General features: G+C 70.8%; 21 protein-coding genes. 12 read left to right on the top strand and 9 right to left on the bottom strand.

Annotated features, from left to right (window positions below; genetic code table 11):
- Window positions 1-9: 9 nt before the first annotated feature.
- From ACGF12_RS33160 to ACGF12_RS33140, 5 genes are all read left to right on the top strand, one after another.
- A complete protein-coding gene (locus ACGF12_RS33160; RefSeq protein ID WP_393038466.1) occupies window positions 10-1,884 on the top strand; it encodes a radical SAM protein in 1,875 nt (624 codons plus the stop codon).
- Between the two features lie 95 nt (window positions 1,885-1,979).
- On the top strand, window positions 1,980-2,162 hold the full coding sequence (locus tag ACGF12_RS33155) for a hypothetical protein (protein ID WP_393038463.1): 183 nt from the start codon (window positions 1,980-1,982) through the stop codon (window positions 2,160-2,162).
- A 78-nt stretch (window positions 2,163-2,240) separates the two neighbouring features.
- The gene (locus ACGF12_RS33150; RefSeq protein WP_393038461.1) at window positions 2,241-3,143 is read left to right on the top strand and encodes an aKG-HExxH-type peptide beta-hydroxylase; all 903 of its coding nucleotides are present in this window, start codon (window positions 2,241-2,243) and stop codon (window positions 3,141-3,143) included.
- Window positions 3,140-4,417, top strand: coding sequence for a serine hydrolase domain-containing protein (locus ACGF12_RS33145; RefSeq protein ID WP_393038458.1), 1,278 nt, complete (start codon window positions 3,140-3,142; stop codon window positions 4,415-4,417). Before ACGF12_RS33150 ends, ACGF12_RS33145 begins: the two co-directional genes overlap by 4 nt.
- Window positions 4,418-4,654: 237 nt before the next feature.
- Entirely contained in the window at window positions 4,655-5,524 is an 870-nt protein-coding gene (locus ACGF12_RS33140) for a hypothetical protein (protein WP_393038455.1), read from the top strand.
- A gap of 477 nt (window positions 5,525-6,001) precedes the next feature.
- Here ACGF12_RS33140 and ACGF12_RS33135 read toward each other — a convergent pair whose 3' ends face one another.
- Both ACGF12_RS33135 and ACGF12_RS33130 read right to left on the bottom strand, forming a co-directional pair.
- On the bottom strand, window positions 6,002-6,679 hold the full coding sequence (locus ACGF12_RS33135; RefSeq protein WP_393038452.1) for a hypothetical protein: 678 nt from the start codon (window positions 6,677-6,679) through the stop codon (window positions 6,002-6,004).
- 169 nt (window positions 6,680-6,848) lie between these two features.
- Window positions 6,849-7,226 carry a hypothetical protein gene (locus ACGF12_RS33130; RefSeq protein ID WP_393038449.1) on the bottom strand — a complete coding sequence of 126 codons (378 nt, stop codon included), beginning with the start codon at window positions 7,224-7,226 and terminating at the stop codon, window positions 6,849-6,851.
- Between the two features lie 280 nt (window positions 7,227-7,506).
- Here ACGF12_RS33130 and ACGF12_RS33125 point away from each other — a divergent pair, with 280 nt between their 5' ends.
- Window positions 7,507-8,181, top strand: a complete 675-nt coding sequence (locus ACGF12_RS33125; protein WP_393038447.1) for a protein kinase — start codon at window positions 7,507-7,509, stop codon at window positions 8,179-8,181.
- Here the strand turns inward: ACGF12_RS33125 and ACGF12_RS33120 are convergent.
- The 6 genes from ACGF12_RS33120 to ACGF12_RS33095 all read right to left on the bottom strand — a co-directional run bounded on the left by ACGF12_RS33120 (window position 8,150) and on the right by ACGF12_RS33095 (window position 14,218).
- Window positions 8,150-8,815, bottom strand: coding sequence for an ABC transporter permease (locus tag ACGF12_RS33120; protein WP_393038444.1), 666 nt, complete (start codon window positions 8,813-8,815; stop codon window positions 8,150-8,152). The two genes, ACGF12_RS33125 and ACGF12_RS33120, sit on opposite strands and share 32 nt — an antisense overlap.
- A 166-nt stretch (window positions 8,816-8,981) precedes the next feature.
- Complete coding sequence (locus ACGF12_RS33115; RefSeq protein WP_393038441.1) at window positions 8,982-9,968, bottom strand: LysR family transcriptional regulator; 987 nt, start codon at window positions 9,966-9,968, stop codon at window positions 8,982-8,984.
- Complete coding sequence (locus tag ACGF12_RS33110; RefSeq protein ID WP_393038439.1) at window positions 9,965-10,870, bottom strand: LysR family transcriptional regulator; 906 nt, start codon at window positions 10,868-10,870, stop codon at window positions 9,965-9,967. Before ACGF12_RS33110 ends, ACGF12_RS33115 begins: the two co-directional genes overlap by 4 nt.
- Before the next feature lie 39 nt (window positions 10,871-10,909).
- Window positions 10,910-11,701, bottom strand: a complete 792-nt coding sequence (locus tag ACGF12_RS33105; RefSeq protein ID WP_393038436.1) for a crotonase/enoyl-CoA hydratase family protein — start codon at window positions 11,699-11,701, stop codon at window positions 10,910-10,912.
- Window positions 11,702-11,734: 33 nt separating this feature from the next.
- The gene (locus tag ACGF12_RS33100) at window positions 11,735-12,943 is read right to left on the bottom strand and encodes a CaiB/BaiF CoA transferase family protein (RefSeq protein WP_393038433.1); all 1,209 of its coding nucleotides are present in this window, start codon (window positions 12,941-12,943) and stop codon (window positions 11,735-11,737) included.
- Window positions 12,944-13,018: 75 nt separating this feature from the next.
- Window positions 13,019-14,218 carry an acyl-CoA dehydrogenase family protein gene (locus tag ACGF12_RS33095; RefSeq protein ID WP_393038430.1) on the bottom strand — a complete coding sequence of 400 codons (1,200 nt, stop codon included), beginning with the start codon at window positions 14,216-14,218 and terminating at the stop codon, window positions 13,019-13,021.
- A 227-nt stretch (window positions 14,219-14,445) separates the two neighbouring features.
- On the opposite strand from ACGF12_RS33095, the gene ACGF12_RS33090 reads away from it, so the two are divergent.
- From ACGF12_RS33090 to katG, 3 genes are all read left to right on the top strand, one after another.
- Window positions 14,446-15,183, top strand: coding sequence for an acetoacetate decarboxylase (locus tag ACGF12_RS33090; RefSeq protein WP_393038427.1), 738 nt, complete (start codon window positions 14,446-14,448; stop codon window positions 15,181-15,183).
- 29 nt (window positions 15,184-15,212) lie between these two features.
- A complete protein-coding gene (locus ACGF12_RS33085; RefSeq protein ID WP_393038424.1) occupies window positions 15,213-16,172 on the top strand; it encodes a 3-hydroxyacyl-CoA dehydrogenase NAD-binding domain-containing protein in 960 nt (319 codons plus the stop codon).
- Window positions 16,173-16,280: 108 nt separating this feature from the next.
- Window positions 16,281-18,512, top strand: a complete 2,232-nt coding sequence (gene katG / locus ACGF12_RS33080) for a catalase/peroxidase HPI (RefSeq protein ID WP_393038421.1) — start codon at window positions 16,281-16,283, stop codon at window positions 18,510-18,512.
- Between the two features lie 158 nt (window positions 18,513-18,670).
- Here the strand turns inward: katG and ACGF12_RS33075 are convergent, their stop codons facing one another.
- A complete protein-coding gene (locus ACGF12_RS33075) occupies window positions 18,671-19,111 on the bottom strand; it encodes a MarR family winged helix-turn-helix transcriptional regulator (protein ID WP_393038418.1) in 441 nt (146 codons plus the stop codon).
- A gap of 106 nt (window positions 19,112-19,217) precedes the next feature.
- Between ACGF12_RS33075 and ACGF12_RS33070 the strand changes: the two genes are divergently transcribed.
- The 3 genes from ACGF12_RS33070 to ACGF12_RS33060 all read left to right on the top strand — a co-directional run bounded on the left by ACGF12_RS33070 (window position 19,218) and on the right by ACGF12_RS33060 (window position 23,309).
- Window positions 19,218-20,321: a hypothetical protein gene (locus ACGF12_RS33070; protein ID WP_393038415.1), complete on the top strand. Its 1,104-nt coding sequence runs from the start codon at window positions 19,218-19,220 to the stop codon at window positions 20,319-20,321.
- A 176-nt stretch (window positions 20,322-20,497) separates the two neighbouring features.
- A complete protein-coding gene (locus tag ACGF12_RS33065) occupies window positions 20,498-22,582 on the top strand; it encodes a SpoIIE family protein phosphatase (RefSeq protein WP_393038412.1) in 2,085 nt (694 codons plus the stop codon).
- Between the two features lie 304 nt (window positions 22,583-22,886).
- Entirely contained in the window at window positions 22,887-23,309 is a 423-nt protein-coding gene (locus ACGF12_RS33060) for a hypothetical protein (protein WP_393038409.1), read from the top strand.
- Window positions 23,310-23,352 lie beyond the last annotated feature (43 nt).

Below are 23,352 nucleotides of genomic sequence, written 5' to 3'. Positions count from 1 at the left end.
GAGGCACCCATGCCGGACACCACCACCCGCACCTGGCTGCACACTGCTCAGCGACCGCACTCCGGCCTCGACTCCCTGTGGCTCACCCTGGAGGACACTGACCTCGACACCGCCGTCTCGATCGTCCTCAAGCTGCGCGGCGAGACCTGCGACGCCGACTGCCTGTACTGCTTCGAGAAGCGCAAGGAAGGCCCCGGCGGTGCCGTCATCACCCGCGAGCAGATCCGCGCGCTCGCCACGCTCTTCCCCGGCCGCCGCCTCGTGATCGAACTCCACGGCGGCGAGCCGCTCACCGTCGGCCAGGACACCATGGCCGCCATCCTCGACGAACTCGCCGCCCAGCCCGCCGTCCTGCGCGTCCACCTCCAGACCAACGGCATCAAGCTCGACGACTCCTGGCTCGACCTCTTCGAACGGCACTACCCGCAACTGAGCATCGGGATATCCCTCGACGGTGACGCACAGGGCAACTCCTGGCGCCTCGGCTACGACGGGAAACCGATCTACCCGAAGATCGCCGCCGCACTCGACCTCCTCGCCCGCCGCAGGCGAACCTGCGGTGTCGTCACCGTCGTCACCCCGAAGGTCCTGGGCCGGGCCGCCGAAATCATCGACCACATCGCCTCGTTCACCGCGGTCAACGCCATCAACCTGGTCCCGGCGTTCGACGGATCCACCACCACCGCGACCGCCTCCGCCTCCCGAAGGACACCCGCGAGCCGCGTCCTGCAACAGCAGGCCATCACCGCTCAGGGACCGGACTGGGCGATCACCCCCGACCAGTACGCCCGCTTCGTCCTCCAAGCCGCCGCCCACTGGATCACCGCCGGCCACTACAACCGCATCAAGCTCGACCCCGTCGTCGCGGTGATCCGGCAGCTCCAAGGAGCCGCGGGAGACCACTGCCACTTCACCAACCTCAAGTGCAGTCACGTTTTCACCGCCTACCCCAACGGCCGATTCGGCTCCTGCGACGAACTCCCCTGGCCCGCCGCCCGGCTCCTGCCGGTCACCACTGCCGGCGAACAGCAGATCACAGCCGCCCAGCACAACAGCACCCTGCTGACCGACGGGCGGGCCATGATGGCCAAGTGCCTCACCTGCCCCTACCGGGCGGTGTGCGGCGGCGGGTGCACCGCGACCCGCTGGCGCATGCTCAAGGCCACCGGCAGCGACGACGCCTACTGCCAGCACCGCGCCCGCCTCGTCGACGGCGTCGCCGCCCTCCTCGCCGCACCCGGCCACCCCGCCGGAGCGCTGTGCCGCACCGCCCACTGGCGGCGCCACGCCGTCAACGAGATGGCCGACGCCGACGCCTTCCTCGCCCGCTGGGACAACCCCGACGCACCCCGCAAGCCGGCCCGGCTGGTCACCAGCGAGTACGGCAACATCAACACGAGCGGCATGCCCGGCATCCAGGAAGCCGACGACCTCGACCCCCTCCACCCCCAGTGGGCCGACGGCATCGAACCCCGCGTCAAACCTCTCCTCGACACCGTCACCGGCAGCTGGGGCGCCATCACCTACGACAGCTGCGAGGGACACCAGCACACCGGCAGCGACGCGCCGCCGTCCCCCTTCCGCGTCGGCCTCCTGCCGCGCAACCCCGCCGAATACGGACAACTCGCAGCCCGCGCCTGCCACGCCGTCACCCGCGCCGCCCCGTACCTGCCCGCCGGACTGCAACTCCAGCTGATCCACACCGACCTCGCCAGCACGGCCACCGGCAGGACCCACCGCACCATCGAGATCCGGCTCGTCCCCACCGACGGCGACTGGGACGCCTACTTCGCCGGTCTCGACCAGGGCGCCCGTGTCCTGATCCACGCCGCCCGCCACGCACCGGCCCTCGACCGCTGCCCCTGCGAGCGCGACACCCCCTGAACCCGCCCGCACCCGTGCGGGCGAAGGCGATGCACGCGAGACGGCCGCTCGCCCACCGCCCGACCATCACCACCCCGACAGAAAGAGGACGATCCATGGACCAGACGGACCAGATCACCGGCTTCCTCACCGCCGTCGACGAGCTGCGCGGCGAGGACTCCACCGTCCGCACCACCGCCCACACCTCCCGCGTCTCCGCCGAGGGCTGGCCCGCCGCCGACGCGCCGGTCACCGCCGAGGACAGCGAGGCCACCACCGAGGAGAACCACACCGCCTGAACCGCCTGACCTGGGGCCGGGCCGCCATCCCCGAGCGGCGGCCCGGCCCCAGCCACCACCAGCGACCGGAGGAACCCCATGGCCACCCCCGTCCAGCACACCGGCTTCCGCTTCGCCCCCACGGACCGCCTGCACCCCCGGCGCGTCCAGCGCATCCACACTCTCGCCGCCACCGCGCCAGCCCCGGCGGCGGAGCACGCCTTCGCCTACGCCACCGCACACCACTACCTCGAAGGCGCCGACGCCGCCGCCCGCGCCGGAGACCACGACCTCTTCACCTGGTACACCGACCACCCCGACGCGGGCGCCCACGCCCTCGCCACCCCGACCGCGGTCGGCAACTGCGTCGTCATCGCCCCCGAGCAGCTCGTCACCTCCCCGATCTCCGACACCCCGTACTACGTCCTGAACCCCTACACCCGCCCCGCGCCGGGCGAACACCAGGAACTCGCCCGCGCCGCTTACGCCGTGGCCGACGACACCGGATTCGGCGACCTCCTGGCCGGCCACGCCCGCATCCTCGTCTTCCTCGGCCGCAAGCAGTACAACGACACCTTCGACAGCTGGACCATCAGCCGCCTGCCCGGCACCGTCTTCGTCGACCACGTCGCCGACCCCGCCGCCCTCGCCCGCGACCTCATCCACGAAGCCGGCCACAACTGGCTCAACGACGCGCTCGCCGCGGTGAACTGCAAGCTCGACGACCAGGCCCAGTTCCACTCCCCGTGGAAGCGCACCCTGCGGCCCGCGTACGGCTTCCTCCACGCCTGCTGGGCATTCCCGCTCACCATGATCTACACCGCCCGCGTCCTGGAGCGCACCGACGGCGCCGCCCGCAGGTTCCTCACCTCCTACCTCGACCTCCAGCGGGCCTTCCTCGCCGGCACCGGGCCCGACCATGCCCGGGCCATCGAACTCATCCCCGACGAGGACCTGCGCGAGTGCCTGCACGCCGTGCACCAGCAGGCCATCCGGCTGTGAACACCGCCGCTCCTGGCCTGTCGGTCCTGGTCCACCGCCCCGGCGAGCAGCCCCAGCGGTGGACCACCGGCCTGGCCCACCTCGAAACCTCCACCCCCATCACCCCGGACACCGCCTTCATCACCGGGTCCACCGCCAAGCAGATCACCGCCGACCTGGTGATCGAAGCAGCAGTTGCCGGCGCCCTGCGGCTCGACCAGCCGGTCGCCGAACTCGTCCCCGCCGTCCGCGTACCCGACGTCACCGTCACCGACCTGATCACCCACCAGTCCGGGATCCGCGACACCGAGTCCCTCCTCCCGTTCGCCGGCCTGCGCGACCTCGACCACTACACCGCCGACGACCTCATCGCCCTCGCCGCCCGCCAGCAGCACCGAGCCGTCCCCCCAGGCCAGTTCCTCTACAGCAACACCAACTACCTCCTCTTGGCCCGGATCCTGCAAACGACGCACGGAGAGGCCCTCGACGACCTCGCCCGCGCACGCGTCTTCGGCCCCCTCGGGATGGACGCCACGCGCTTCAAGAACGACCCCCGCGACGTCATCCCCAACGCCGCGAGCGCCTACCGGCCCACCACCTCCGGCTGGCAGCACACCGCCCAACCGGCACCCCTTCCCGGAGCCGGATCGCTCTCCACCACCCCCGACGACCTCGACCGCTGGCTCGGCCACCTCCACCGGCTGTGGAACCGAGACGGCGGGCACCTCCCCCTCCAGCACGCGATCCCCTACCGCCCCAGCGACCACGCCCCCTACCTCTACGGCGCCGGCCTGTACGCGGACCCCCGGCCCGGCCGCCGCAGCGTCTTCCACCCCGGGCACGAACACGGCTTCTCGGCCGCCGCACACCTCACCGTCTCCGGCGCCCGGGTCATCTGCCTGTCCAACCACGCCGGCCTGGACGCCGCCCGCGCCGCAGCCCCCGTCGTGGCCGCCCTCAGCACGGCCGTCCTCGACCTGCCCACCCTGCTGGCTCAGCAGCTCGTGGTCACCAGCAACATCGTGGAACCCTGCGGGCCTTCAGCGCAGGCCGACCAGCAAGCACACGTCGAGGTCGGCACGTACACCTGCCCAGAGGTCCCGGGCGCGCTCCGGCTCACCCGCACCACCAGCGGGCTCCACCTGTGGCGGCTGGGCACCCGAGACCAGCTGGTCCAGATTGGGTCGCGAACCCACACCGGCCCCGGCTACCGCATCACCCTCGACGACGATCAGCGGGCAGACTCCTTCCGACTCGACGTATCGCGAGCCCCAGGTCTGCTCTACCAGCGATGAAGAGGTGCTGACGTTTAATCAGCTAGCTCGTCGCCTACGGCTCGGCGAGATCAGAGATCGTGACCAGGGTCACTCGGGGTGGGGTTCCGTTCGGGTGGGTCTACGGCTATGGTCCGTCGTCCCCCGGTTGGGATCAGCCCGGCCTAGGCGTCCAGGAGGACCTCCCTGCGCATCCACCGCAGCCCGCACCCGACCAATTTTGTGATCATCCCGAACTCGCTGGCGCAGAACCGCGCGATGTCCTACACCGCACGAGGGCTGCTGGTGGATCTCCTCTCCCGACCGGGCGACTGGCGTGAGACCTGCCGGCAGATGGCGGACTCCAGCCCGCAGGGCCGAAAGGCCCTGGCAGCGGCGCTGGACGAGCTGCGGGCGTGGGGGTACTACCGCGTTGAGGTGGTCCGGTTGCCGAACGGCAGAGTGCGCTCGGAGGCGCACGTCTTCGACCGGCCGCAGCAGGGTGGGCTACCGGGTGCCACTATGCCGGACTCCGGTGAGTCGGACACCGCTGATCCTGGCGTCCTTCCAAAGGACCTGGTGAAAGAACCTTCCCTCCCCGCGGAGTCGGTGGACGCGAACGACTCGGCTGAGGCCGGGGGAGGGCGGGTGGAGGAACCCACTCCTGGCTACCGACCGGCCGAGCCCGCCGGTGAGCCGGACGAGGAGACCCGAGCGGCGATGACCGCGCTGTTGCGTGCGGTTAGACCGGAGCGGCGGCTGCCGCTCGGTGCGGCGGAGGCGGCGGCGCTGGCTCCGCTGGTCCGGGAGTGGATGGAGCGGGGTGGCTCCGAGGAGCAGCTGCGGGAGGCGCTGCTGTCGGGGCTGCCGGAGGTGGTCTACTCCCCGGCCGGGGTGCTGCGCTCGCGGCTGGAGCGGAAGATGCCTGTTGAGCGCCCTGTGCCACCGACCATGCGGCCGACGGCGGAGTGCGCGGAGTGCCGTGGTCCGCTGCCCCAGCCGGGCCTGTGCGGGCCGTGCAGCGGGGCGGTGTCCCGCCGATCCAGCGAAGAGCAGGGCGCCGAGGTCACGGCGCGCGGGATGGCCAACCCTTCCAAAAATGGAAGTCTCGGTCAAACCCGGAGCGGTTCAGTGGGAGATGCGCGATGATGCCATGCCCTGGTTGGCCCGGAAATGGTAGATTGCACAGAAATGATGTGACGATGACCTCGTTGATCTTTGGAATGCCCCGCTTGAACTGCCCCTCCAGGAATTCGAGAGTGCTCCGCCAGTCGGGCTCGCCGAGGTCTCCCAGGTAGGATTTCACAGTGTCTTGTGTGGCATCCCAGAAGAAGACGTGTGAAAGGATGGCACCTTCGTTGAATTCGTGAGACTCGTACAGGTCCTCGAATTTAGGGATTCGGGCGACAAGATCCCTCACCAATTGCACGTCTTCCACCCTTATGCTCCTTCCGGGTCCGATTGGTTGTGAACGCCTGGTGCTTTCTGGCGCGGGCGTCATTGATCGCTCTGATCAGTGGGTCGGCAACCTCGATATCCCTCGATGCCAGGATGGCCGACACCTTCTCCGGTGCGATCTGGAAGGATCGCCCCGGGCCCCGGACGCCTGTGGCGGTGAACCGGCGGCTATGCCCCTGGGATGGCAGTAGCGACCTCCGCGCCGAAACCGAAATGCCCGACGAAGCCGCTCACGAACTGATGTGTGGCTGTCAGCATCAATCCCTGCTGATGCGCTGCCGTGCGTGCGTACTCCGCCAGCGCAGACTCTGCCCCTGGGATATCACCTGCCAGTGCACGGGCCACCGCGAGATGCCCGCTCATCACCTGGTAGCGGCTTTCAATCGACAGCCGCCGGATCAGCGATTCCAACGTCCGGAACGGCTCGAAGAACGGCAACCCGACGGAGCGCAGATCCGTGCAGAGAGCGGCCACCGTCATGCCGGCCTCCCCCTCCCGACGGACGGCCCACCTGGGCAGCGCGAGCGACTCGCCGGCCCGCCGAGGGATCAGCTCGGACAGCGGGATACCGAACGAACACAGACCTCCAGCTTCCTGCCCCGGAAGCCCATTGAACAGCGTCACCAGCCGGGAGGTCGCCGGGTGCTGCACGCCCAGCACCGGAGAGAGCCGCAGCGACGCTCCCCGGCCCCCGAAGCTCACCCCGAGGTGCCAGACGAGTTCCTGATCCGCATCGCGCTGCAATGAGAAGACGACTACCTCGTGGTCTTCGTCGATCAGATCCCAACCGAGCCCGCCCAGCCGGTCAGCGAGTTCGGCTCGGACCGCTTGTTCTACGGCGTACAACCCGAGCACCGCCAGTGTCGATTTTGAAGGGGAGCTGGAGAGTAGCACCCTCGTCGACGCCGGATGGCTCAAGCTTCGCGCTGGTGCTGGGGCAGGAGGGGACCGACGTTGGGACCCGCCTTCAGCCCACCGGCGTTACCGTCGACTCGATGGCCGCCCAGATCCCCTGTCACTGGTCTTGGCCGGGCCAAGTTGCCACAAGGTCACGGTAGTTTGCGAAGCGGGGGCCGGGAACTGTCTCCTGGATCGGCTGACCGTTGAGCCAGCATATTTGCAGGATGTCGCTCTCGGTGTCGAGCACGCAGCACACTCCGCCGCTGGCGACAGTGAGGCCGGTGAACACTGCTCTGATACTTGCGGACCGCTCGAACATCCGGCTCATCCCCGATGTAGCTGCGGTGAACTGTAGTGAGGCGTAGCGAGGGTGAAGCGCGGGCGCGAACCGGACCGTGAGGTAGACGTACCCGACCGCAATTCTCCCGAGCTCGTCGAGTTCTGAGTCACGGACCTCGAAGAACTCGCGCACCGCGTCGTCGGCGCCGAACATGATTGAGGTCTCGAGTTCAAGCCTGCTCCTTGCGGAGCAATCGACCGGCTCGCTCTTGAACTTGGAGGTGAACGGGACGACGACCTGGTCACCGCCAGGCAGCGTGAGCGTAAGCGGCGGCCGATGGGTTCGAAGTCGAATACAACCGCACCAGGCTCCGCAAGCATCCCGAGTTCGGATACCTCACCCCACTCGAAACCCGAGCCAGGCTGCAGCAAGACTTCACCCCCGCAGCGTAAGAACCCGCTGTCCGAGATCAGGGGGGAACTTCACCAACCGGGTGGCCCGGTTCCTGGACGCCGACCCGTACGCCGACCGGCCCTGGATGGCCATGGAGTACGTGCCGGGGCGGACGCTGTTGGAGTGCGTCGATGACGACTCGGTTCTCCCGTCGCTGCTGGCGGCCAGTCTCGGTGCGCTGCTTACCGAGGGGCTTGGCGCTGTGCACGCTGTTGGGCTGCTGCACCGGGACCTCAAGCCGCAGAACATCATCCTCGGCGAGTACGGACCGGCGATCATCGACTTCGGGCTGGCGGCGTTCGCCGACGCGGCCAAGGGCTCTCTGTCGAAGAGCGGGTCGATCATCGGGACCATCCGGTGCATGCCGCCGGAGCAGGCAGCCGGCCACACCACGGAGCTAAGCTCGGCCGCTGACGTGTATGGGCTGGGTACGGTGCTGCTCTACGCGGCAGCTGGCCACTATCCCTATGACGGCGCCAGGTGGGAGGCCATCGCGGCCCAGGTCACGAACCGGGACCGTGCGCCGGATCTGAGCGGCGTGCCGGAAGAGCTGCTGCCGCTGATCACGTCGATGCTCGCGCACGAGGTGGCGGACCGACCAGACCTGGGCCAGGTGGCCAAGGCGTGCACTGACCTCATGGGGCAGCTCCAGCTGCCGCCGGCTGAGGCGCGCCGCGCGCTCATCAACGCTGGCCGGAGCCGGTGCGGGCGGTGAGCAGGATGCCTGCGACGGCGGCGACCATGCCGCTGAGGGCGTAGACGGCGAGGAGGTACTTGTTGAGGTTGAGGCCGGCCAGGCGGGCGGCGGTGTCGTTGCCGCCGACGGCGTAGAGGATGCGGCCGATGTCGGTGTACTTGAGCAGCACGTGGATGGCCGCGGCGACGAGGATCAGCAGCCAGACCATCACCGGCAGGCCCGCGATCTTGCCGCGGCCAAGGAACACGAACACGACGTCGTTGAGGACGTAGCCCTGGGCGCGGCCGTTGGAGACGAGCTGGGCGGCGCCCTTGTAGGCGGCGAGGCCGGCGAGGGTGGCGATGGTCGCGTTGACCCGTCCGTAGACGATGACGGCACCGTTGAGCAGGCCGACGAGGGCGCCGACGGCGATGGCCGCGCCGATGCCGAGGACGGCGCTGGAGCTCGTGGCAGTGAAGACCATCGCGCTGGTGGCGGCGGCCAGGCCGGCCTGGGAACCGACCGAGATGTCCGGTGCGCCGCAGATGATGACCACGGTCTGGACGACGGCGAGCAGCCCGGTGATGGTGACGGCCTGGGCGATGACCTGGATGTTGTCCCAGCTGGGGTAGTTGGGGTTCAGCGAGCCGAACAGCGCCAGGACGAGGGCCATCGCGCCGACCAGGCCGAGGTTCTGGCCGCCGGCCCGGGCAAGCCAGGAGCGGGTCCGGCCGGCCCCTCGGCACGGGTGAGTTCGCCGGTGACCCGGCCGTTCTGCATCACCACGATCCGGTCGGCGAGGCCGAGCACCTCGGGGAGTTCCAACCGCCTATCCACCGTTACGCATACGGGTCGCGCAGCGGCCGGGGTTCCCGTCGCCCATTGGCCGGAGACATCGCACGGTCTGCGCTCACCTCCCGCAGGATGTCCAGGAATGCTTGGGAGGCCGGTGAGAGCGGCCCTCTGCGGTAGGTGACGCCGAATGGGCAGTGCACCTGTGGTTCGAGGGGGCGGACGACCCCGCCGAGTTCGGCGATGCGTTCGACGTACCAGCGGTCCACGAGGGCGGCGCCGGCCCCGGTCAGTACCAGCGGGACGACGGAACCGAGGTGTGGGGTGACCACCCCGGCCCAGGCAGGTATGGATGGCTCGCCCTCCTCCGCCAGGGCCCGGCGCACGGCTCGGCGTGCGGACCCGCCGTGCCCCACCGCTACCAGCGGCATGGTGGCGACCTCGGTCAACGGGACCGGTCCGGGGGCCCGCTGGCTGTCCGGTGCCAGGGCCAGCCAGATGTCGTGGTACCCGAGCTCCTCACTGACGATCGAGGAGGCCGGCGGCAACGGCAGGTAGCTGACGGCCAGTTCGTACCGGCCGTCGGTCAGGGCGTGCACGAGCTCCTGGTCGTCCGGCGCGTTCTCCACCAGGACCTCCAGCCGCGGGTACGCCTGGCGGAACCGGCCGATCGCCTGCGCCAACGGGTCCACGGCCACCGAGGTGTGCGCCACCAGTTCCAGCCGACCGGTGTGCAGCGAGCTGATGTCGGAGACTGCCGCCTGCGCCGCTTCGCGGGCCTGCAGCAGGAGCCTGGCCGGCTCCACCAGCGCCGAGCCCGCCTCGGTGGGCACGGCGCCACGGGGGGTGCGGACGAACAACTGGACCCCAGCCCGCTTTTCGAGGGACCGGATCGCCTCGGAGAGGGACGGCTGGGCCACGCGCAACTGCTGCGCGGCCGGGGTGATGCCTCCGTTGTCCACCACCGCGAGGAACTGCTCTGCCTGGCGCAGGTCGGTGAAAGGCAGCTCGCCGTGCCGATGGGGAACCGTCATGCCTGTTCCTCCCAGCTGTGGAAGCGGCTGGCCGGTACCTGCTGCGCGAGGTCGGCCAGCGCCGTCCCCACCGGCGTCAACTGCCCTGGGAGGTAGGCGAGTCCGTACGGCTGACGGAGCGCCGGCGTCAGCTGTCGGGTCTGCGCGCCCCGCGTGGCCGCCCAGCTCGCCAGAGGACCGGGCAGGAACGACATGCCGGCACCGGTGAGCACGAGCGGCACCACCATCTCCCGGTGGGCGACCTCCACCGCGACCCGCAGCCGAACGCCGTGGGCGGCGAGGTGGTCGGCCACCAGTTGCTGCTGGCTGCTGGCTCCGGTGACGCCCACTGCGTCGCGTTCAGCGAGCTCCCGCACGGGCAGTGGGTCGGCCAGGCCCGGCTCGCCGGGTGGGAAGACGGCCAGGAGGTCGTGCGTGCCCAGCTCGTGTACGGCCAGTGCGGGTTCGCGCAGCGGCAGGTAGGTCAGGGCGATCTCGGCGCGCCCGCCCGCCAGCGCGGGCGGGACGTCCGCGTCCTGTTCGGCGATATGGACCCGGACCTGCACGTCGGGGAACAGCTTGCGGAAGCGGCCCAGCAGGCCGGCGCCCGGGGTGACGGCCAGTACCGGGGTGGTGACGAAGTCGAGCACGCCCGTGAGGTTCCCGCCGGACTGGTCGATGACGTCCCGGGCTCGGCGCAGCTCCCGCAGCAGGCGTCGGGCGTGTGGGACGAACGCCTGCCCGGCCGGTGTCAGCACCGCTCCCCGGTTCAGCCGGTGCAGCAGGGGCGTGCCCAGCTCCCGTTCGAGCACGCCGAGGGCCTGGGAGAGCGAGGGCTGGGCAACGTCCAGCGCCGCGGCCGCGTGTCCGAGGCTGCCGTGCTCGGCGACGGCGAGGAAGTACGTCAACTGCTGACTGTTCATTCACGGTCACCATACCCGCCGCGAGGCGGGCCGCTGGGTTCAGCGGCCCTGCCAGCGGGGTGGGCGCTTGTCTGCGAAGGCCCGTGCGCCCTCGGCGGCGTCCTGGGAGTGGAGGACCGAGGCGACCACCTCGTCCTGGAGCCGGAAGGCGTCGGATTCCGGCAGGTCGACTCCTTCGGCCAGCATCCGCTGGACGGCGGCGACGGCCAGCGGGGCGTTGGCGGCGATCATCTCCGCGAGCTCCAGCGCCGCCGCGAGGGCGCCACCGGGCTCGGTGAGCCGGTTGACCAGGCCCAGTGCGGCCGCCCGGTCGGCGGCCAGGGGCCGGCCGGTGAGCAGCAACTCGGCCGCGACGGTGGGCGGGATGCGGCGGGGCAGGCGGACCAGTCCGCCTTCGGGGGCGACGATGCCGCGGGTGACCTCGGGAAGTCCGAAGCGGGCGTCGTGGGCGGCGACGACGAGGTCACAGGCGAGGACCATCTCGGTGCCCCCGCCCAGGGCCCAGCCCTCGACGGCGGCGATCAGCGGGGTGGTGCGGGCGGCGCGGGTCAGCCCGCCGAAGCCGCGGCCGTCGAGGACCGGGCTCTCGCCGCGGGCGAATGCCTTCAGGTCCATGCCGGCGCTGAAGGTGCCGCCGCTGCCGGTGAGGATGCCGACGCGAAGGCCGGAGTCGCCCTCCAGCAGGTCGAGCGCGGCGGCCAGGGCCTGGGCGGTGGGGCGGTCCACCGCGTTGCGGGCCTCGGGGCGGTTGAGGGTGATGACCAGGACGCCGTCGCGGCGCTCGGTGCGGACCAGGGGCTCTGCGGTCGGCTGCTGTTCGGTGCTGGGCATGGCGCGATCCTTTCAGGATGTAGCGGGGTCGGATCAGTTCTCGTCCGCCGGCGGCCGGCCGAGTACGGCGGCGAGCTGCTCCGGGGTGTAGCCGAGCTCGGTCAGCACGGATTCGGTGTCCTCGCCCAGCTCGGGGCAGTGGCGGCGCACGCCCGGGGCGGAGTCGGAGAAGCGCACCGGGCTGCCGATGACGCGGTAGCCGCCGACCTGCGGGTGCTCCTGGACGTCGAACAGGTGGCCGTCGCTCCAGTACGGGTGCTCGCCCATGTGGTCGAGGTCCATGACGGGGGCGAAGGGGATGCTGTGGGCGGAGCAGAACGCCTCCCACTCGGCCGTGGTGTAGCCGTCGGTGTAGCGGGCGAGCAACTCGTAGAGCTCACCGATCTTGGACTGGAAGTTCTCCCGGGTGAAGCGCGTCATCTCCTCGGGGTGGCCGACGAAGGTGAAGAACGCCTCCGCGTCGCGGTAGTTGTACGGGAGGATGCAGGCGTAGTCGTCCTTGGTCGGGAAGGCCACGTGCCCGGGCTCCAGCGAGCGGGGGAAGCCGACCGGCCCGGCCGGCGGCTCGTACGCCCGGCCGCCGATGTGCTCGACGAGGGTGAAGGCGAACATGGTGTCCGCCATCGGGACCTCGACGTGCTGCCCTTGGCCGGTGCGCTGACGACCCAGGAGGGCGGCGAGGACGGCGTAGGCGATGGTCAGTCCGCACACCTTGTCGGCGAGTGCGGTGGGGACGTAGTACGGCCTGCCGGTGACCCGTTTCATCAGGCCGACCATGCCCGAGGCGGCCTGGACCACCTCGTCGTAGGCGGCGTAGTCGGCGGCGACCGAGTCCGAGCGGAAGCCCTGGGCGTTGCAGTACACCAGGCGGGGGTTGGCCTCGGCCAGGTCCTCGTAGGCGAGGCCGAGCTTGCGCAGGGCGCGCGGGCGCATGTTGGTGACCAGCGCGTCGGCGGTGGCGATCAGGTCCAGGGCGGCCTGCTTGCCCTCGGGGGTCTTCAGGTCGAGGCGGACGCTGCGCTTGTTCCGGTTGAGGTTGAGGGACAGGGCGCCGATGCTCTCGGCGTCCCGCCGGTGCATGAGGCGCGTGACGTCGCCGGCCGGCGATTCGATCTTGATGACGTCGGCGCCCAGGTCTCCGAGGATCTGACAGGCATAGGGGCCCATGACGACGCTGGCCAGGTCGATGACGCGCAGGCCGTCGAGGGGGCGGGTGGCGGCCGGGGGCTGGGTAGTGGACATGAGCGGGATCATCCCTTCGCGGAACACGGGTGACGGCGGGGTGGACGGACGCAGGGGGCGCCGGGGGACGGCGGCTCAGACGAAGGCGCTGATGCCGGTGGCGGCGCGGCCCACGATGAGGGAGTTCATGTCGCGGGTGCCCTCGTAGGAGTACAGGGCCTCGGCGTCGGCGAAGAACCGGGCCGCCTTGTGCTCCAGCAGGATGCCGTTGGCGCCGAAGACCTCCCGGGCCCAGGCGACGGTCTCACGCATGCGGGTGGTGCAGAACATCTTGGCCAGGGCGGCCTGGGCGTCGTTCAGCGTGCCGTCGGCCTGGAGTCCGGCCATCCGGACGGCCAGGGCCTGGCAGGCGGTGATGTTGGCGAGCATGCGCGAGAGCAGGTCCTGGACGAGCTGGAAGCTCGCGATGGGCTTACCGAACTGCTCGCGCTCGACCGCGTAGGCCCGGGCTGCTTCGTAGGCGCCCATCGAGCAGCCGATGGCGAACCAGGCGACGCCTCCTCGGGTGGTCTTCAGCACCCGGGCGGTGTCCCGGAAGGATTCGGCGCGCTGCAGCCGGTTCGCCTCGGGGACGCGGACGTCGGCCAGGACGATGTGGGCGTTCTGCACGCCGCGCAGGGCGATCTTTCCCTCCAGCTTCCGCGCGGTGAACCCGGGGGTGCCCCGTTCCACCACGAAGCCCTTGACCTGGTCGTCGGCCTCGTCACGGGCCCAGATGACGACGAGGTCGGCGAAGGTGGCGTTGCCGATCCACTTCTTCTCGCCGTTCAACACCCAGGTGTCTCCCTCGCGGCGGGCCGTGGTGAGCAGCCCGCCGGCGGTTCCGGAGCCGACCAGGGGTTCGGTCAGCCCGAACGCGCCGATCTTCTCCCAGCGCACCATCTGCGGCAGCCACCGCTCCTGCTGCTCCGCAGAGCCGCACTCGCGGATCGAGCCCATGCCCAGGCCGTTGTGGACGCCGTAGAAGGTGGCGAAGGACGGGTCGGTCCGCGCCATCTCCATGCTGATCAGGCCCTTGAGGAGCGGGCTCTGGCCGGTGACTCCGGGAGCGTCGCCGGGCAGTCCGGTGATCTCCAGGTCGCGGACGGCGTCCATGAGGTGGAGCGGGGACTCGGCGCGCGCCCACAGCTCGTTGGCGGTCGGTTCGACCTTCTCGGCGAGGAAGGTGCGGACCCGCTCCAGGGTCTCCCGCTCCTGGCTCGACAGAAGGTCCTTCACTCGGAAGAAGTCGCCTTCGACAGCGGCGGGGTCGATCTTCTTGTGCTGCGTGGACATGGGATGTCCTCCCTGGTGAGAGCCGAAGGCCGTCCGCATCGCTGCGAGGCGGTCTTCTTCCAGTGGACGGCCCGCGCTCGAATAGATCAAATACCTGTTCGCATGGATATCCCAAGGAATTTCCTATGCCGATGCCCGGGCGGGGCCTTCCTTGACGCTGTCGCCGGAACGGGCGTACGGTCCGAAAGAGACAACAGGTTGGTAAATGCAACTAGGCAGGTCATGCCATGCACGAACACGATGTCTCCCGAACCCTCACCACCCCCCTCGGCGCGCCGGCCTACCCGCCGGGTCCGTACCGCTTCACCGACCGCGAGTACCTCAACATCACCTACCGGACCGACCCCGAGGTGCTGCGCGCCCTGGTGCCCGAACCGCTGCGGGCGCCGGAACCGCTGGTGCGCTTCGAGGTGATGCGGATGCCGGACGTCACGGGGCTGGGTGACTACACCGAGTCCGGCCAGGTCATCGCCGTCGAACACGAAGGTGAGCGCGGCGAGTTCAACCTCGCGATGTACGTGGACAGCCTCCCCGCCATCGCCTCCGGCCGCGAACTGGGCGCCTACCCGAAGAAGTTGGGTCGCCCGCGCCTGTACGTCGACTCGGACACCCTGGTCGGCACACTCGACTACGGCAGCCTGCGGGTCGCCACCGCCACCATGGGCTACAAGCACCGCCCGCTGGACCACGCCGCCGCCCGCGCGGAACTGGCCGTCCCCACCTTCATGCTCAAGACCGTCCCCGGCTACGACGGCCGCCCGCGGATCTGCGAACTGGTACGCGCTCAGATCTCCGACCTCACCGTCAAGGGCGCCTGGAGCGGACCCGCCCGGCTCCAGCTCCTCGCCCACGCGCTGGCCCCGCTGGCCGACCTTCCGGTGCTGGAAGTCGTCAGCGCCAGCCACATCCTGACCGACCTCACCCTCGGTCGTGCCGAAGTGGTCCACGACTACCTCGCCGCATGACCGGCCGCACCACCGCAAGGAGAAGCACCATGGCACCGACAGACGTTCAGCACACCCTCGGCTCCTACCGCCGGGCGACGGTCGTGGGGGTCGGCGTCATCGGCATCTCCTGGACCGGGCTCTTCCTGGCCCGGGGACTGGAGGTCACCGTCAACGACCCCAGGCCCGAGGCCGAACACGAAGTGCGCACCGGCCTCGACCAGCTCCTGCCGGCGCTGGCAGACCTGGGACTGCCCACTGGAGGCTTGACCGACCGCCTCCGGTTCGAGGCCGACCTCGCCACCGCCGTCGCCGAGGCGGACGTGGTCCAGGAGAACGGCCCCGAGCGCCTGGAGCTCAAGCAGGAGCTGTGGGCCCTCATCGAGCAGGCCGCGCCCGCCCACGCCCTGCTCGCCACCTCCACCTCCGGCATCCCCGCCTCCGACATCGCCAGAAGCCTGAGGCAGCCCGAGCGCCTCGTCGTCGGACACCCCTTCAACCCGCCGCACCTGGTGCCGCTGGTGGAGATCGTCCCCGGCGAGCAGACCTCCGCCGAGACCGTCGAGCGGGCCCGCGCCTTCTACGCCGCCCTCGGCAAGAGGCCGCAGGTGCTGCGCAGGGAAGTCCCCGGCTTCGTCGCCAACCGCCTCCAGTCGGCGCTGTTCCGTGAGTGCGTGCACCTGGTCGCGGAAGGCGTGGTCACCGAAGCCGAGCTCGACGACATCGTCACCTCCTCCATCGGGCTGCGCTGGGCGGTCGCCGGCCCGTTCCGCACCTTCCACCTCGGAGGCGGCCCCGGTGGCCTTCCCCACTTCATCGCGCACCTCGGCAAGGGAATGGAGGCACGCTGGCGCGATCTCGGCAATCCCACGTTCGACGAGCCCACCGTCACCCTCCTCACCGAGCAGGCGCGCCAGGATTTCGGCGACCGCACCGTGGCCGACCTCGCCGCCGAGCGAGACCAGGCCCAGATCGCCCTGATGCGAGCCCTGGACGGGCTCCCCGGCTGAGGCACGACCGCGCGTGGGCCGAGGACTGTCCTGGGCCCCCGACCGCGCCACCGCCCGAATTCCCCGTCTTTCCTGACACTGCGATCCGCCCTATCCGAAAGAATTCCCATGGCTGAGAACCAAGAAGCACACGTGGTGGACGCGACGGCCGAGGCGACGGGTGGCTGCCCGGTCGCGCACGGGCGCGCCGCGCACCCGACCGAGGGCGGTGGCAACCGCCAGTGGTGGCCGGAGCGGCTGAACCTGAAGATCCTCGCCAAGAACCCCGCCGTGGCCAACCCGCTCGGCGAGGAGTTCGACTACGCCACGGCGTTCAACTCCCTCGACCTGCCGGCCGTCAAGCGGGACATCGCCGACGTACTGACCACTTCGCAGGACTGGTGGCCGGCCGACTACGGCAACTACGGCCCGCTCATCATCCGGATGGCCTGGCACAGCGCCGGCACCTACCGGATCCACGACGGCCGCGGCGGCGCCGGCGCCGGCCAGCAGCGCTTCGCCCCGCTCAACAGCTGGCCGGACAACGCGAACCTCGACAAGGCCCGCCGGCTGCTGTGGCCGGTCAAGAAGAAGTACGGCCAGAACCTCTCCTGGGCCGACCTGATGGTCCTGGCCGGCAACGTCGCCCTGGAGTTGATGGGCTTCGAGACCTTCGGCTTCGGCGGTGGCCGTGCGGACCTCTGGGAGCCCGACGAGGACGTCTACTGGGGCCCCGAGACCACCTGGCTCGCCGACGAGCGTTACACCGGTGACCGCGAGCTGGAGGCCCCGCTCGGCGCGGTCCAGATGGGCCTGATCTACGTCAACCCCGAAGGCCCGAACGGCAATCCGGACCCGATTGCCGCCGCCCGCGACATCCGCGAGACGTTCCGCCGGATGGCGATGAACGACGAGGAGACCGTCGCCCTCATCGCGGGCGGTCACACCTTCGGCAAGACCCACGGCGCCGGCCCGGCGACCAACGTCGGCCCCGACCCCGAGGCCGCCCCGCTGGAGCAGCAGGGCCTCGGCTGGAAGAACGACTTCGGCACCGGCAAGGGCGGCGACACGATCACCAGCGGCCTCGAAGGTGCCTGGACCAACACCCCGACCACCTGGGACAACAGCTTCTTCGAGATCCTCTTCGGCTACGAGTGGGAGCTCACCAAGAGCCCCGCCGGCGCGCACCAGTGGAAGCCGAAGGACAGCGCCGGCGCGGGCACCGTGCCCGACGCCCACGACCCGTCCGAGCGCCACGCGCCGACCATGCTCACCACCGACCTCGCGCTGCGCCTGGACCCGGTCTACGAGCCGATCTCGCGTCGGTTCCTGGAGAACCCCGCGGAGTTCGCGGACGCCTTCGCCCGCGCCTGGTTCAAGCTGACCCACCGCGACATGGGCCCGATCGTGCGCTACCTCGGCCCGGAGGTCCCCACCGAGCCACTGCTGTGGCAGGATCCGCTGCCAGCGGTGACGCACGAGCTCGTCGACGCCGCCGACATCGCCGCCCTCAAGGCCCAGGTCCTCGCCTCCGGCCTGTCGGTCGCCCAGCTGGTGTCCACCGCCTGGGCCTCGGCCGCGTCCTTCCGCGGCAGCGACAAGCGCGGCGGCGCCAACGGCGCCCGCATCCGCCTCGCGCCGCAGAGCAGCTGGGAGGCCAACCAGCCTGACCAGCTGGCGGCGGTGCTGCGCACCCTGACAGGGATCCAGGAGTCCTTCAATGCCGCGCAGAGCGGCGGCAAGCGGATCTCGCTCGCGGACCTGATCGTGCTCGCCGGCGCCGCGGTCGTGGAGAAGGCCGCCAAGGCGGCAGGCTTCGACGTGACGGTGCCGTTCACGCCGGGCCGTGCGGACGCCTCGCAGGAGCAGACCGACGCGGAGTCGTTCGCCGCGCTGGAGCCGGCCGCCGACGGGTTCCGCAACTACCTCGGGAAGGCCGTCCGGCTGCCGGCCGAGTACCTGCTGCTCGACCGGGCGAACCTGCTCACGCTGAGCGCCCCCGAGATGACCGTCCTCGTCGGTGGCCTGCGGGTGCTGGGCGCCAACCACCAGCAGTCCTCGCTCGGTGTCTTCACCACCACCCCCGAGTCGCTGACCAACGACTTCTTCGTCAACCTGCTCGACCTGGGCACGACGTGGTCGGCCACGGACGGGGACGCGAACACCTTCGAGGGCCACGACGCCGCCACCGGCGAGGTCAAGTGGACCGGCACCCGGGCCGACCTCGTCTTCGGGTCCAATTCCGAGCTGCGCGCGCTCGCGGAGGTCTACGCGAGCGACGACGCGAAGCAGAAGTTCGTGACGGACTTCGTCGCGGCGTGGGACAAGGTCATGAACCTCGACCGGTTCGACCTCGTCTGACCCGGCGGATCATGACGTCCGGGCCGGCCCACACGGGCCGGCCCACACGCCTTTGCGGCGCGCCGCCTTCGTCCTGATGGCCCTGTGCGAGGCCGTCGCCCGCCGCATCACCGCCGCATCACCGGGGCCTCGCCGTTCGCTCGGCCGCGTCGGTCCGGTCAGGCGGCTGCGTTGTAGCGCTCAAGACAGCGGCGGAACTGCCGGAGGTCCTCGTCCGCCCAGTCCGCGAGGCGCTCCAGAAAGGCCAGACGGCGCTGCTCGTTGGCCTGCTCCACGGCCCTGTGACCGGCAGCCGAGGGGCGCAGGATCTGGCCCCGGTGGTCGGCGGGGTCGGTCTCGCGGACCACCAGCCCCAGCTTCTCGAGCGCGCCGACCTGTCGGCTGACGGTCGATTTGTCGAGCATGAAATAGGTGGCGAGGTCGGTTGCCCGGCAGCCGCCACGCTCGGTCATGACGGTGAGCATGCTGTAGGCGACCAGCGGCATTCCGGGGTACAGACCCCCGGCGCGGCTACGGGAGCGCCGGGCGAAGGCCGTCAGCTCGCGCTGGATCGACTGCAGGGTCTCCTCGGAGGTAGGGGTTCGAACTGTCGCGTCCATGGTTGTATAGTACATGTTAATGGTTGCATTTACCAACGATCATGGATGGGCCCGGCCCGGGCGCCAGACCTGCTCCACCGTCGCCACCAGGAGGGACCGTACGGACATGAAGGCATCACACGGGGCCGCGCCGACCCAGCACACTGCCACCCACCACGCCGCACCGAGCCGCTGGCACAGCATCGGGCACCTGGCCGTGCACCTGCTCACACCGCTGCTGATGTGCCTGGGCATGGCGCTCGCCTACCAGGGCGCCTTCCACCAGCCCGAGCCCCACCACCTCAAGGTCGCCGTGGTCGGCACCACCGCGCCGAACCAGGTGCTGGCCCAGACCATCAAGGACAAGGCCGGCGACGCGCTCGACGTCACCACGCTGCCCGACCGGCAGAGCGCCGAGCAGCAGCTGCGCGACCGGGACCTGGTCGGCGCGTACGTACCCGATGTCAAGCATCCGCAGCTGCTCGTCGCCAAGGCCAACTCCGACACCTCCGAGGTGGCCGCCGAGGCGGTCTTCCAGACCGTCGCCGCGCACCAGGGCGTGCCGCTGACCGTCACCGACGTCGCGCCGCTGGCCGCCGGCGACCCCACGGGGCAGGGGATCTTCTTCCTGCTGGTCGCCCTCAGCATCGGCTCCTACGCCAGCGTCGCGGTGATCGGCACCGCGGGTGCGGTGCTCGGCATGGGCACACGGGCGCTGGTGGGGCTGGTGACCTCGCTCGTCGTCAGCATGATCGGCATGGTCACCGCGGGGCCCGTGTTCCACGTCGTCGACCACGACAGGCTCGCGGTCTGGGGGCTCAGCTGGCTCTACTCGGCGGGCATCGTCGCCATCGGCACCGGTCTGCACACCTTCCTCAAGCGGTGGACCACACTGACCATGATGGTGCTGTTCGTGATGCTCAACTTCACCACCTCCGGCGGCATCTTCCGGCCTGACCTGCAGAACGGCTTCTTCGGCGCGCTGCACGCGTTCTGGAACGGCGCCGGGTTCGTCGAGGGCGTGCGCAGCATCCTGTACTTCGACAGCGGTGCGGGCCTCGGCGGTCGGGTGCTCTCGCTCGCACTGTGGTTCGCGGCCGGGCTGGCGCTGCTCGTCGTCGCCGGCGTCCACGAGCGGCGCCGCCGGGTGACCGCTCCGGCGGCCGAGATCAGGCCCGACGAGCTCACCGAGGACCAGCTGGAGGAACTGGAGGAGGCTGTCGGGGTCTGACGCGAGCATCCCGCAGCGGGGGCGCCAGCGTGCCGGCGCCCCCGGGTGGCAGCGCCGGCGGACCCCGCCCGACGATGGTGCTGACGGGCCTGCGAGGCCGAACGTTCCCGGGCCCGGGCAGGCAGCCGGAAGGACGCGCAATGGCGAGGACAACAGGCAGGGGCACGCAGCCCCCGTTGCCCGCCGAGACCGAGGCCGCGCTGGCGAGCCTGTACGACGGCTCCCCGGTCGGCCTGCTGGTCTGCGACACCCGACTGCGCGTGCTCCGCACCAACCCGGCACTGGAACGGTTGCTCCGCACCCCGGCGTCCACCCTCCGCGGTAGCGGGATCGAGCAGGTGCCGGCGCTCCTCGGGCGGGACGGAGCAGCCGGGGCCGTCGCCGCCCGGGTGCGCGCGGTGCTGGAGACCGGAACGCCGGATCTGGACACCATAGTCCGGTACTCGCCCGAGGCAGGGCCGGGGCTGCTGTGGTCGATCTCCTGCTTCCCGCTCACCGACGCCGCGGGCCGCCTGCTCGGCGCCGTCTGCACCCTCACCGACGTCACCGCCCGGGAACGGGCCCGGGAGCAGTTTGCGCTGCGGCGCGAAGCCGCCACCCGGATGGGATCCGCCACCAACGCGGCCGGCATCGCCGGGGAGCTCGCGCAGGCGGCGGTGCCGGCTGTCGCCGATCTGGTCCTGGTCGACCTGCTGGACACCGACCCCGTCGGCGAGGAACCGCCCCCGGACCCCACGCGCGACACCGTGCGGCTGCACCTCGCCGCGCAGCACGCGGCCACCGGTATCGAGCCCCTCACGGACCTGCCCATCCAGGCGCAGGTCGCTCCAGGCACTGCCGAAGCCACCTGCCTGGCCGATGGCCGCCCACTGGTGGTCGACGACCTGGAGCAGGCCGCCGACTGGCGCGCCGAGCATCCACAGCGCGCCACCGAGGCGCTCGACCGCGGCACCCACACGCTGCTGACCGTGCCCCTGCGGGCCGCCGGAACCGCCCTCGGCCTGGCGCACTTCTACCGCCGCCGGTCACGAGGCCCGTACGACTCGCAGGACCTCGCACTGGCCGAGGATCTCGCCGCCGACGCCGCCCTGCGGCTCGACAGCGCCGCGAGCCGTGCCCGGGAGGCCGCCACCAGCAGCGTCCTGCAAGCCAGGATGCTGCGCGGGGGCGTGTTCATCCCCACCCGGCTGGCCCACACCCGGCTGAACCTCGACGGTGGCGTCCACCACGGAGACGGCGCCAACTGGTGCGAGGCCGTGCCGCTGTCCGGCGCCCGCGTCGCCCTGGTCGTCGGCGACGCCACCGGCCGCGGCATCCAGGCCATCGCCCGTGCCGGCCGCATCCGCACCATAGTCCGAGCCTTGGCCGGCCTCGACCTCGACCCCGACGAACTCCTCACCTACCTCGACCGTCTGGCCCGGCGTGCCCTGGACGCCTACCGCGCCGACGGCCGACCCGCCGGGGCGATCCCCACCTGCCTGTACGCCGTGTACGACCGCATCACCGGACAATGCTCCGTCGCCAGCGCCGGCCTGCCCGCACCGGTCCTGGCCCGACCGGGACACCCCGCCGAGCGGCTGAACATGCCCATCGGCCCACCTCTGGGCACCGGCGGCCCACCCTACGAGATGACCAGCCTGTGCCTGCCCGACGACACCGTGCTCGCAATCCACACCACCGGCCTGCGCTGTTCACAGCGCGTCGATGCGACCGACGACACGCACCCGTTCCTCGCCACCCTGGCCCGGACGGACCTGCCGCTCGAGGACCTCGCCGGGGCCGCGGCCGACGCGGCTCTCGCCAGCCGGCCGCCCGACGACGACACCTCCCTGTTGCTCGCCCGGGCCCGCACCCTGCCCGGGGACGACGTCGCGACCTGGGACCTGCCCGCCGATCCCGCCGTCGTCTCCCGCGCCCGCTCCCTGGCGTGCCGCCAACTCGCGGCCTGGGGCGCCGAGGACGCGACCCCGCTCACCGAGCTCATCGTCAGCGAACTGGTCACCAACGCCATCCGCTACGGCCGCGCCCCGATCACCCTCCGCCTGATCCACGACGAGGACCTGCTCTGCGAGGTCTCCGACGCCTCCAGCACCTCACCACACGTGCGCCACGCCGCCGACACCGACGAGGGCGGCCGCGGCCTGTTCATGGTCGCTCAGCTCGCCGACGCCTGGGGCACCCGCTACAGCCACACGGGCAAGACCATCTGGGCCCAACAGGCCCTCGCCGCCTCGGACGAGAGCCCGCCCAGCACGGACTGAACCGATGACGGGCCCGGCGGCCAGGGCCCGCCCGCCTTGTCCTGGTGCCGGAAGGCGCCCGTGCGGGAGTGACACCCGCCGCTCGCCCTGGTCGTCGCCGGGGCCCCTGGGAGGTCGCAGAGGTGCCGGGGGCGGCGTGTGGGCGTATCGTCCGGTTCATGAGCGAGAGGCAGATTCCGCTCGGACGGGTGCTGCCATCGACGGCATGGGCGTACCGCTTCCTCGGCTCCCCGGACGCGGTTCGAATAGCAGGACGGTGACCATGCCCGCCCGTGACGCGCCCGGTGCTCCGCACACTGAGAGCTTGCTGAGCGACGGCCTGACCGAGGCCATGCGGCAGGTCGGTGCCCACGTGGGAGGCGTGTTCCTCCTGGTGCAGGGGGACCGAGTCCTACGGCTGGCGGTGATGAAGGGACTGCCACGAGAGTTTGTCAGGGCATACGAGCGGACTCCGATCAGGGCGCCGAGCCCGGTCTCCGACGCGTTGCGGACGGGTTCCCTGGTGTGGGTGGGGCCGGGAGAGATGGTGCACCGCTACCCGCGCGTCGCTCTGTCCACCCCCTACCGGCATGCCCTCGCCGCCCTCCCGCTCGCGACCGCCTCGGCCACGTACGGCTCGATGTTCCTGTTGTGGCCGGGCTCCCGCTCCGACCAGCCGTCCCATCGAGACTTTGCCAACGCCGCTGCGTTTAGCGTCGTGGGCGAGTTGCAAGCCCGTCTTCCATGATCTTGACCTCGGTATGGAGGGTGTAGTTCTGGGCGGTGGCGGG

The organism is Kitasatospora sp. NPDC048296 (genome assembly GCF_043201815.1).
Taxonomy (GTDB): Bacteria; Actinomycetota; Actinomycetes; order Streptomycetales; family Streptomycetaceae; genus Kitasatospora.
Note: the sequence above shows the minus strand (reverse complement) of the source record. Positions and strands in the feature narration are given on the sequence as shown.

Bases quoted from the DNA above. Each gene is read 5' to 3' on its own strand.
- ACGF12_RS33115 (WP_393038441.1), bottom strand. From the start codon at position 9,968: ATGACGGTTCCCCATCGGCACGGCGAGCTGCCTTTCACCGACCTGCGC.
- katG (WP_393038421.1), top strand. From the start codon at position 16,281: ATGGCTGAGAACCAAGAAGCACACGTGGTGGACGCGACGGCCGAGGCG.
- ACGF12_RS33155 (WP_393038463.1), top strand. From the start codon at position 1,980: ATGGACCAGACGGACCAGATCACCGGCTTCCTCACCGCCGTCGACGAG.
- ACGF12_RS33095 (WP_393038430.1), bottom strand. From the start codon at position 14,218: ATGTCCACGCAGCACAAGAAGATCGACCCCGCCGCTGTCGAAGGCGAC.
- ACGF12_RS33120 (WP_393038444.1), bottom strand. From the start codon at position 8,815: ATGGCCCTCGTCCTGGCGCTGTTCGGCTCGCTGAACCCCAACTACCCC.
- ACGF12_RS33130 (WP_393038449.1), bottom strand. From the start codon at position 7,226: ATGTTCGGCGCCGACGACGCGGTGCGCGAGTTCTTCGAGGTCCGTGAC.
- ACGF12_RS33090 (WP_393038427.1), top strand. From the start codon at position 14,446: ATGCACGAACACGATGTCTCCCGAACCCTCACCACCCCCCTCGGCGCG.
- ACGF12_RS33150 (WP_393038461.1), top strand. From the start codon at position 2,241: ATGGCCACCCCCGTCCAGCACACCGGCTTCCGCTTCGCCCCCACGGAC.
- ACGF12_RS33075 (WP_393038418.1), bottom strand. From the start codon at position 19,111: ATGGACGCGACAGTTCGAACCCCTACCTCCGAGGAGACCCTGCAGTCG.
- ACGF12_RS33085 (WP_393038424.1), top strand. From the start codon at position 15,213: ATGGCACCGACAGACGTTCAGCACACCCTCGGCTCCTACCGCCGGGCG.
- ACGF12_RS33070 (WP_393038415.1), top strand. From the start codon at position 19,218: ATGAAGGCATCACACGGGGCCGCGCCGACCCAGCACACTGCCACCCAC.
- ACGF12_RS33160 (WP_393038466.1), top strand. From the start codon at position 10: ATGCCGGACACCACCACCCGCACCTGGCTGCACACTGCTCAGCGACCG.
- ACGF12_RS33105 (WP_393038436.1), bottom strand. From the start codon at position 11,701: ATGCCCAGCACCGAACAGCAGCCGACCGCAGAGCCCCTGGTCCGCACC.
- ACGF12_RS33100 (WP_393038433.1), bottom strand. From the start codon at position 12,943: ATGTCCACTACCCAGCCCCCGGCCGCCACCCGCCCCCTCGACGGCCTG.
- ACGF12_RS33110 (WP_393038439.1), bottom strand. From the start codon at position 10,870: ATGAACAGTCAGCAGTTGACGTACTTCCTCGCCGTCGCCGAGCACGGC.
- ACGF12_RS33140 (WP_393038455.1), top strand. From the start codon at position 4,655: ATGTCCTACACCGCACGAGGGCTGCTGGTGGATCTCCTCTCCCGACCG.